Source organism: Cohnella sp. GbtcB17, assembly GCF_019091135.1.
Lineage (GTDB): Bacteria > Bacillota > Bacilli > Paenibacillales > Paenibacillaceae > Cohnella.
Genome location: NZ_JAGXJW010000034.1, coordinates 77670 through 87793, shown reverse-complemented (window position 1 = coordinate 87793; position 10124 = coordinate 77670). Strand labels below are relative to the sequence as shown.

At 62.7% G+C, this 10124-nt stretch carries 8 protein-coding genes; 5 read left to right on the top strand and 3 right to left on the bottom strand.

The window, feature by feature from the left end:
• A partial coding sequence (locus KVT38_RS19210; protein WP_254639350.1) for a Gfo/Idh/MocA family protein occupies window positions 1-677 on the top strand: 677 nt, incomplete at its 5' end.
• Between the two features lie 353 nt (window positions 678-1030).
• Here KVT38_RS19210 and KVT38_RS19205 read toward each other — a convergent pair.
• Both KVT38_RS19205 and KVT38_RS19200 read right to left on the bottom strand, forming a co-directional pair.
• Entirely contained in the window at window positions 1031-1750 is a 720-nt protein-coding gene (locus tag KVT38_RS19205; RefSeq protein WP_217595359.1) for a DNA alkylation repair protein, read from the bottom strand.
• Between the two features lie 131 nt (window positions 1751-1881).
• Window positions 1882-3051, bottom strand: a complete 1170-nt coding sequence (locus tag KVT38_RS19200) for a GntR family transcriptional regulator (RefSeq protein WP_217595358.1) — start codon at window positions 3049-3051, stop codon at window positions 1882-1884.
• A gap of 154 nt (window positions 3052-3205) precedes the next feature.
• On the opposite strand from KVT38_RS19200, the gene KVT38_RS19195 reads away from it, so the two are divergent.
• The 3 genes from KVT38_RS19195 to KVT38_RS19185 all read left to right on the top strand — a co-directional run bounded on the left by KVT38_RS19195 (window position 3206) and on the right by KVT38_RS19185 (window position 6788).
• Window positions 3206-5962, top strand: coding sequence for an alpha-mannosidase (locus KVT38_RS19195; protein ID WP_217595357.1), 2757 nt, complete (start codon window positions 3206-3208; stop codon window positions 5960-5962).
• 134 nt (window positions 5963-6096) lie between these two features.
• Entirely contained in the window at window positions 6097-6462 is a 366-nt protein-coding gene (locus tag KVT38_RS19190) for a DUF6864 domain-containing function (protein WP_217595356.1), read from the top strand.
• A complete protein-coding gene (locus KVT38_RS19185; RefSeq protein WP_217595355.1) occupies window positions 6459-6788 on the top strand; it encodes a hypothetical protein in 330 nt (109 codons plus the stop codon). Before KVT38_RS19190 ends, KVT38_RS19185 begins: the two co-directional genes overlap by 4 nt.
• 15 nt (window positions 6789-6803) lie before the next feature.
• Here the strand turns inward: KVT38_RS19185 and KVT38_RS19180 are convergent, their stop codons facing one another.
• A complete protein-coding gene (locus KVT38_RS19180) occupies window positions 6804-7616 on the bottom strand; it encodes a helix-turn-helix domain-containing protein (RefSeq protein WP_217595354.1) in 813 nt (270 codons plus the stop codon).
• 235 nt (window positions 7617-7851) lie between these two features.
• Between KVT38_RS19180 and KVT38_RS19175 the strand changes: the two genes are divergently transcribed.
• Complete coding sequence (locus KVT38_RS19175; protein WP_217595353.1) at window positions 7852-9768, top strand: glycoside hydrolase family 127 protein; 1917 nt, start codon at window positions 7852-7854, stop codon at window positions 9766-9768.
• Window positions 9769-10124: the final 356 nt, after the last annotated feature.

Below are 10124 nucleotides of genomic sequence, written 5' to 3'. Positions count from 1 at the left end.
CGCCGATCGGCGCGACCGCGTTCATGGTATGCGGCGGACATGAGAGCTGGCATCCGGATCCCGCGTATTATTACAATACGGGCGGCGGTCCGATGTTCGATATGGGGGCCTACTACCTGACGGCGCTCGAGACTCTGCTCGGCCCGATCGCCGCCGTGACGGGCGCGGCCCGCATCTCCTATCCCGAGCGCACGATCACGAGCAAGCCGAAAAACGGCCAAAAGATCGAGGTCGAAGTGCCGACCCACGTCGCGGGCATCATGGAATTCGCCGCCGGTCCGATCGGCACCATCCTGACGAGCTTCGACGCCCCCGGCGGCGCGCAGCTGCCCTTCATCGAGATCTACGGCAGCGGCGGTACGCTGCAGGTGCCCGATCCGAACAACTTCGGCGGTCCGATCCGCATCCGCCGCGCCGGCTCGGGCGACTGGTCCGAGCTGCCGCTGACGCACGGCTACGCCAACAACGCCCGCGGCCTCGGCGCCGCCGACATGGCGCAGGCGATCCTGACCGGGCGCCCGCACCGCGCGAACGGCGAGCTGGCCTACCACGTGCTGGAGGCGATGCACGGCTTCCACGACGCGGCCGAGCAAGGCGCGCGCTACCGCATGCACAGCACATGCGAGCGTCCGGCGCCGCTGCCGCTCGATTTGCGCGAAGGCGAGCTCGACGCCTGATTCTTTGAAACGCAGCCCCGCCTCCGGTACAAGGAGGCGGGGCTGTTTGGTTTGTCGAGGCGGCGCATTGCCTCTCTTGATGAAGGCGGCGTGCCCTTTCCGCCTCGCGCGGCGGCCATCGCCTCTCCTAGTGAAGGCGATGTGCCCTTTCCGGCTCGCGTGGCGGCCATCGCCTCTCCTAGAGAAGGCGATTCGTCTTTTCCCGCTCGCATGGCCGCCATCGCCTCTCCTAGAGAAGGCGATGCGCCCTTTCCGGCTCACGCGGCGGCCATCGCCTCTCCTAGAGAAGGCGATGCGCCCTTTCCCCATTCGCGCTGCCGCCATTTCCCAGCGACTTATCTCGCCGCTTCCGCCTACTTCACGTCCGTCGCTTCCCGTCTCCCCCTTGCGCCGCGCCTCATTCCGCGAATCCGCTGCTTGGCGTCTGTGCTCACCCGGTACGACTCCACGATTTTTTGCAGCGACTTATTAAACGTAAAATCGTCGAGCGCGCATCCGGCCAGATACGCCTCCGTCTGCTCCGGAAACTTCACGTAGCACATCGAGACCGCCCATGCGACCGCCATTTTGACGTAATAGCCTTCATGCGACACTTCATCCAGCAGCTTCAGCATTTCCTGGGCGTACGTCTCGTCGATAAAATGCTCGAGCAGCATGACGACGCCGAAGCGGATGTCGTACTCCCGCGCGGACTTCAGATATGGCTGAATAAACGCCCACACGGCAGCCTGATTGTCGCGCGCAAACTTCAAGCCGAGGCAAAAGCGGTCGCACACCGACCAGTTGTCAATCTTCGGGACAAAGTCCGCCACGTACCGGAGCCGCTCCTCCAATGCCATGTCGGCGTACCCGATCACCATCGCCTGCAGCATGATCTCTTCGAATGCCTCGCCGCCCGCGCGATCAAGCCACGTTCGCCAGTCGCCCCGCGCAGCCCCGATCGCGATTCGCCGCAGCGCCGGCAGACGGACGCCCATGACGTTGTCGATGTTTGGAATGAGCGACGAAGCGAATTTTTGATAGCCCGGTTCCGCCAACGCCTCCAGCTGCTCTCTTACGGATCGTCCGTTCATGCGAAGCTCCCCTTTTCCGCGTGCTGCTATATTCCAACGTCTCATCATAACCCAATGCCCGCGCAAAGAGACGCCGTTTCCAATAGAACCGCAAGATTTTTAAAATCATTCGCCAGCCAACCTCATCACCGCTATACGCGTTCGGCGCCTCTCGGCGCCGCCGTAGATGCACGGACGATAAGCCGCGTCGGGATGCGGACCATGCTCCGCTCCTGATTCGGATCCCCGAATAGCGACAGCAGGCGACTCCCCGCTTCAAATCCGATCGTATCCCCTTGCTGCGCTACGCAAGTCGGAGGGATGCGGGAAGCGTCGGCATGATCGTAATCGTCGAAAAAGACGACCGACAGATCGTCGGGCACGCGCATGCCGGCCGCTTCCGCCGCGCGGATGGCCATCTGGCCGATCTGCTCGTTGACGGCAAACAGGGCCGTTACGTTCGGCGAAGACGCGAGAAAAGACGCGATCGCATCCGGCTCCGCGCGCTCCAGCACAAGGCTGCGATCGAGCACGACGCCGTAGTCGTTAAGCGCCTGGCGATAGCCCTCCAGCCGCTCCTCCAGGCTGGTCGTGCCCTCGTAAGGCGTCGTCACGAAGCCGATCCGCCGATGGCCGAGCCGGAGCAAATGCTCCGTCGCCTCGTACGCCCCCGCGATATGGTCCGAGCATACGCAGTGGGTCGGCACGCCCCGCACGTATCGGTCGATGACGACGATCGGGTATCGATCCAGCGTGAGCCGCAGCATCTCTTCGCTGTAGGTTTGCCCCTCGGCAGGGTACACGATCATGCCCCGCGCGCCGGCCCGAAGCGCCTCCCGCAGCTTGATCTCCTCCCGCTCCTGAGAGTCGTCCGTCGTCAGCAGCAGCATTCTGAACCGAGACGGCTCGAGCGCCCGCTCTACGCCTGCGAGCAGGCTGTTCGTCAGCAGGCCCCGAAGCCTCGGCAAAATCACCGCCACCGTCTGCAGCTCGTGATCGCCCAAAGCGCCTCTGCCGGAATCGTACTTCGCAGGCTCGCCTTTCCCCGCTTCCTCCGCCACGAAGCTGCCTCTTCCTTGGATGCGAAAAACGACGCCCTCCTCCACCAGCTTGTCCATGGCACCGCGAATCGTAATTCGGCTGACGTCGAACTGCTTGCAAAGCTGGTTTTCCGAAGGCAGCCGTTTGCCCGGCTTCCATTTCCCCGAACGAATCTGTTCGCGCACATAGGATTCGATCTGGGCATACAGCGGCATACGCTTGCCGCTCCGGCGTTTCCGGTCGCTGCGATCCCGATCTTCCGCGCTGTCCTGCTTCTCCAATTGCCATCTTCCTCTCGCAAAACATTACATATATACAACTTTATTATCCCGGCGTCTTCATTACCGGTTTACAACCGTATCGCACAAATATATGATTCGATTATAACAAGTAATCGCTTACTTGTATATTCGTATTAAATGGAGGTTCTCAGCCATGAACAAACCCGTTGCGCACATTGTCTCTCACACGCATTGGGACCGCGAATGGTACATGCCCTACGAACGCCATCACGTCAGACTGATCGAGCTGATGGACGTGCTGCTCGATACGCTGGAGCGCGATGCCGACTACCGGAGCTTCCATCTGGACGGCCAAACGATCATCCTGGACGACTATCTCGAGGTACGTCCCGAAATGCGAGAGCGACTGACCGACCTCATCCGCAAAGGACGGATTGCGATCGGCCCCTGGTACGTGCTGCAGGACGAATTTCTCACGAGCGCCGAGGCCAACGTGCGCAACCTGCTCGTCGGCCATCGCGATGCCGAACGCTACGGACCCGTGACGAAGATCGGATACTTTCCCGACTCCTTCGGCAATATGGGGCAAGCCCCCCAGCTCATGCGCCAGGCCGGCATCGCCAACGCGATCTTCGGACGGGGCGTCAAGCCGACGGGCTTCAACAACGCCGTTTCCGATTCCGCGGCTTACGAGTCGCCCTTTTCGGAGATGCGCTGGCGCTCCCCGGACGGCTCGGAGGTGCTCGGCATACTGTTCGCCAACTGGTATAACAACGGCATGGAGATTCCCGTCGATCCCGACGCGGCTCGCGCGTATTGGGACGCCAAGCTGAAGGATGCCGAACGCTTCGCCTCCACGCCTCAGCTGCTGTTCATGAACGGCTGCGACCACCAGCCTGTGCAGACCGATCTGCCCGCCGCGCTCCGTACGGCCCGAGACTTGTATCCCGGCTACGAGTTCGCGCATAGCGATCTGGCCTCCTACGTGGCGGCCGTCGAACGCGCCTCCGACCGCGAATTGACCGTCGTCGAAGGCGAACTGCGCAGCCAGCGCACCGACGGCTGGTTTACGCTGGCGAATACCGCCTCCAGCCGGGTTTATATCAAGCAGGCGAACGCCAGAGGACAGCTTCTGCTCGAACGGCTCGCGGAGCCCGCGGCCGCCTTCGCCGCATCGCTCGGCATGCCTCATCCGACGCCGCTGCTCGTTCATGCCTGGAAGACGCTCATGCAAAACCACCCGCACGACAGCATCTGCGGCTGCAGCGTAGACGAGGTTCATGCGGAAATGATGACCCGCTTCGCCAAAAGCCGGCATATGGCGGAGCCGATCGTCGAGCGAAGCGTCGCTTATATCGCGTCGCATATCGATACGTCCCGGTTCGACGGAGACGCGCACGTGCCGTTCGTCGTATTCAACTTCGCCGGCATCGCGCGGTCCGGCACCATATCCGTCGAGCTCGACGTCGCGCGCCGCGCGTCTGCGGACATCGGACCGGCCGCCGCCTATGCGGCCATGGAGCACGTCAAAGTCGACGGCGGCGCCGTCGTCGACCATGAGGGCCGGCCCGTGGACGCCGAGATCGAGGACCTGGGCGTCCGGTTCGGCTACGAGCTGCCGGACGACAGGTTCCGGCAGCCGTACATGGCCAGGCGAATCCGCGTCACCTTCGGCGCGAACCGCATACCCTCCAACGGCTGGCTCGCGTATGCTTGGCGCCGCAACGATGACGCTGACCGCGCCGTCCAGTCACCGGTCGCCGCGGCGGCGGCGACGGAAAAAGCGGCCAAAGCCGCTCCGGCCGACCGCTTGCTGGAAAACGAATATATGACCGTCGTCGTCGAGCCCAACGGGAGCTTGACGCTCACGGACAAAGAGACCGGGGAAACGTACCGCGATCTCGGCGTTTTCGAAAACACGGGGGACATCGGCAACGAATACGTATACGTCCAGGACGGCGATCGCCGGACGCTCACGACGGATACGCTCGAGGCCGAAGTCCGGCTCGTCTCGCGCAACGACTGGCGCACGACGGTCGAGATCGTCCATCGCTGGGAGATCCCCGCCGAAGCGGACGACCTGCTGGAGCGCGAGCGCGCCACGATGACGTACCTCCCGGACCGCAAGGCCGGCAGAAGCTCGCGAACGGTACCGCTCGTCCTGAAGACGCTCGTCACCGTCGAGCGCGGGGTCAAGGCGTTGAAGTTGAAGGTCCGCTACGACAATCAGGCCAGCGACCACCGGCTGCGCATGCGATTCCCGACCGATGCGGCATCCGGCGTCCACTACGCGGACTCGATCTTCGAGATTGCGCAGCGTCCGAACCAGCCTGCCGCGGAGTGGCGCAATCCGAGCAACGCACAGCACCAGCAGGCGTTCGCCGCCGTTGATCATGGCGCCCGCGGGCTGGCCGTGGCCAACGTCGGACTGAACGAGTACGAGGTGCTCCGCGACGGACGCGGCACGATCGCCGTGACGCTTCTGCGGGCGGTCGGCGAGCTTGGCGACTGGGGCGTGTTTCCCACGCCGGAGGCACAGTGCCTCGGCGCGCAAGAAGCGGAGCTCGCGATCATTCCCTACGGCGGCGCCGACGGCCGCTATGCGGCAGCGCAGGAAGCTTACGCTTTTCAGGTTCCATGGCTCGCCGTTCAGACCGGTGCTCATCAGGGCTCGTTGTCTGCGGCGCACGGCCTGCTCCCTTGGACAGGTGAGCGCCTAGCGCTTACCGCGGTCAAGCGCGGCATCGGGAGCGACGATCTCTTCTGTCGCTGGTTCAATATGAGCGGCGCCCATTCCACGCTGACGCTGCATGCAGCAGCCGGCTTGGAATGGTACAGGAGCAATGTGCTGGAGGAAAGGCTCGACAAGCTCGAGCCGGACGCGGACGGTGTGCTCCGCCTGGAAGTACGGCCGTACGAGATCGTCACGATCGGTCGCAAAGATTCATAATAATCGCGTCCCTGCCTGCAACTGCGGCCGCCCGATAGATTCGGGCGGCCGCTTTTTTTTGCGAACATACGGTTGTCCCCACGCTCGTACAATAGAATATCTGCTAGCCTATTCAAGAGACGGGGGACATGCGCATGCGAATTTTTTCCGGCGGCTTCGAGGTCGTCTATCATGGCAGGGTGTTCGCCTACAAGATGAATCCGATCGAGATCACGCTGTCCGAGGAGAACGATCCGCTGACGTTTTTGTTTTGCATCGAAACGGAGCCCGAGCGAGACGACTTCGAGACAGACATCCGGCTCGTGCAGCACAATAAGGTACGCATCGCCTGCATCAACTTCCCGAGGGGCAAGCCGACGGGCAACGACGATATGATCCATCTCGGCGTATTGAACAATCGCAGACTGTCTCTGAGCTACGAAGTGACGATCAATTACGAGGCGACCGCATGGGTGCTGTCCTTTACGTTTTTCGCCGGCGAGGGGGTTGATGGCCCGTGAACAAAATCGAGATTCAAGATCCGAAGGTGGCCAGCAAGATCAGCGCGGCGAATGCGGAGAGCGAGAAGCGCAAAGCCGAGCTTGGCTTTCTCGGTCGTTTTTTTGGCTCGGGGGAAAATGTCCGGCTGTACATCGTCGGCACGATCGCGCTCGGCGTGCTGCTCATCGCGCTTGTCTACACGCTCGTTCCGGAACGGAACCGCTCGCCGGACCTCGGCTTGAAGGATCTGTGGACGCTCGTCGTGCTCCCCGTCGAATCGACGATCATCGGCTACCTGATCGGCTCCCGAACGGGCGAAGCGGCCGACAAGAAACCGAATCCCTGAACGCCAACCGTCTGTTCAGCGATTGTTGAGGCGCGTCCCCCCGAACGCCTGCCGGTAAGCGGTAGGCGTCACGCCGGCGAGCCGCTTGAACCACTTGGCGAACTGCTTGTCGTCGCCGAAACCGACGCGTCCCGCGATCTCCTTGACCCCCAGCTTCCCGCCCGCCAGCAGCTCCTTCGCGGCATCCAGCTTCAAGCCGTGAATATAATCGAGCAGGCCCGAGCCGAAGCGCCGCTTGAACATGCGGGACAAGTAGTCTTTGTTGTAGCCGATGTGATCGGCGATCCGGCCGACCGTAATATCGGCGTCCAGCGCGTGAAGGCGCGTCCACGCGAGCAGCTCGTAGAGCTGGGCATCCATTGCCGGCCTGCCGTCCGAATCCTGCAGCTGGTCGGCGAGCTCGATCAGCAGGCACGTCAGAAAGTAATCCCCGGCTCCCCGAATGCGATATCCGCCGTTCGCGGCATGAAGCAGCTGGCGCGCCAAAATATGCACCCGGCTCGGCGACGGACAGCTCGCGTAGCGCGGCATCTGCCCCGCCGGCGCCTCTTCCGCTGCTTCGGGAACAAGAAAGTGGAACCAGTAAAACGAGACGCCCGGCGTGGAAAGCCGGTAGCCGCGATGGCGCTCTCCCGGCATCAAAAACAAAATGTTCCCCGCCCGCACCTCGTACATGCGCCCGCCCGTTTCCATAAAGACGACGCCCGATACGCCGACGATCAGCTCGTAGTCCGCGATCGTGCGGTCCATATGCGACCAGGTCTCGTCCGACAGGAAGTGTCCGCTCATCCGCAGCCGATAGGGCTCGTGCAAGTATAATGGCAGCAAGCCGCGCCTCCCCTCTGTCCTCCCGCGCTATCATTTGAGGTCAGTTTTTGACACCTATTATACTTCATCGCCTACCGACAAGGGAGCCCCGACTATTTTAAAATAGAGAGCAGCGAACCGCGACAGGCTGCGCGGCGCGACCGGACGACAATTTCCCAGATGGAGCGTGAATAAATTGGCTCTTCAAAACCAGACTGCCTTTCCCCGCCCGCTCGAGCTTAAAAAGGTCAGTATAATGGACGATTATTGGTCGCCTTATGTCAAGCTCGTGCGCGACACCGTCCTTCCCTATCAATGGGAAGCGCTTAACGACCGCGTCGCGGATGCGGAGCCGAGCTTTGCAATCCGGAACTTCCGCATCGCGGCCGGCATGGAGGAAGGGGCGTTCGGCGGCTTCGTTTTCCAGGATACGGACCTTTACAAATGGCTCGAGGCCGTCGGCTACGCGCTGGCCGCGGCGCCCGACGCCGATTTGGAGCGGATCGCGGACGAGGCGATCGCGCTCGTCGCGGCGGCCCAGCAGGAGGACGGCTACCTGAACACGTACTTCACCGTCGCCGAGCCGGACAAGCGGTGGACGAACCTGACGGACTGCCATGAGCTGTATACGGCCGGCCACCTCATCGAAGCAGCGGTTGCCTACGCCGGCGCGACGGGCAAACGGACGCTGCTCGACGTCGCCTGCCGGTTCGCGGATCACATCGACACGACGTTCGGGGACCGTCCCGGCCAGATTCGGGGCTATGACGGTCATCAGGAGATCGAACTGGCGCTGGTCAAGCTGTACGAAGTGACCGGCGAACAGCGGTATTTGGACCTGGCAAGCTTCTTCATCGACGAACGCGGGAGGCAGCCAAGCTTTTTCCATCAGGAATGGGAGGCGCGCGGCCGCACTTCTCTGTGGGCGCCGGGCGTCGTGCAGAAGACGCCGCCGTCACTGTCTTATCACCAGGCGGACAAGCCGGTCCGCGAGCAGGAGGTCGCGACGGGTCATGCCGTCCGCGCGATGTACATGTATGCGGCGATGGCCGATTTGGCTGTGCGAAGCGGCGACGAGAGCTTGCTCGCCGCCTGCAGGCGGCTGTGGGCCAATACGGTCGGCAAGCAAATGTACGTCAATGGCAGCATCGGCTCTACGCATCACGGCGAGGCGTTCACGTTCGACTATGACCTGCCGAACGACACGAACTATTCGGAGACCTGTGCCTCGATCGGTCTCATGATGTTCGCGCAGCGCATGCTGCAAAACGAGATCAAGGGCGAATACGGCGACGTGATGGAGCGTGCGCTTTACAACACCGTCACGGCCGGCATGGCGACGGACGGCAAGCACTTTTTCTACGTCAATCCGATGGAGGTGTGGCCGGCTGCGAGCGCGGGCAATCCGGGCAAGCACCATGTAAAGGCCGTTCGGCAAAAATGGTACGGCTGCGCCTGCTGCCCGCCCAATGTCGCCCGCCTGCTCTCCTCCCTCGGCCATTACGCCTTCGCGGCGGGCGAGGACACGCTTTATGCGCATCTGCATATCGGCGCCGAGGCGAAGCTGACGCTTGCCGGACGGCAAGTCGCCGTTCGCATGACGAGCCGGTTGCCCTGGGCGGGCGAGGTGAGCCTGACGATCGCCGAAGCCTCGGGCACCGGAGACTTTACGCTTGCCTTCCGGGTGCCCGCCTGGTCGGAACGCACCTCGTTCACCGTGAACGGAGAACCGGCCTTGTGCGAGATCAAAGACGGCTACGCGTACTTGCGCCGGAATTGGCAGGCGGGCGACGTATTCGGCATGACGCTGGACATGCGTCCCCGTCGAATCTATGCCGCCGCCGAGGTGCGCGCGAACGCCGGCCGCGTCGCGCTGCAGCGGGGCCCGCTCGTCTATTGCCTGGAGGAAGCGGACAACGGCGCTCAGCTGGCCGGATTGGCGATCGGCGCGGGAGCCGAGCTTCGCGAAGTGCCCGGCGAAGGGCGCCTGACCGGCGCCGTGCTGCTCGAGACCGAAGGCGTGCGGCTCGAAGCGCCGGCGAACGCGGGCGGCGCCTTGTACCGCACCGAGCCGCCGGTGCGGACGACGCAGCGTATCGTGGCCGTGCCCTATACGCTGTGGGGCAACCGCGAGCCGGGCGAAATGCAGGTTTGGGTTCGAGAAGAGCCGTAAACGGAAACCGTCATACGTGACGCTGGTCCGATCGATTATGAGCCCGCGTCTTTTGCACGATAGTGCTCGTCTTTGATGCCCCCTAGATCATACTTCCCCAAGCCATCGCACAGCCATAGCGCAAAATTGCGCTATGGCGAAGCATGGCGTCCGCTCTCACACCCCCTCGCCTCCCTCATCGCGCCGCAATAGCTCAAAATTGCGTTATGCCGACTCATGGCCCCCGCGTCTACACACCTTTTTCATCGCGCCGCTATAGCGCAAAATTGCGCTATGCCGACGCACGGCACCCGCTCTTGCACACCTTCGCCTCCTTCATCGCGCCGCATAGCGCAAAATTGCGCTATGCCGATACA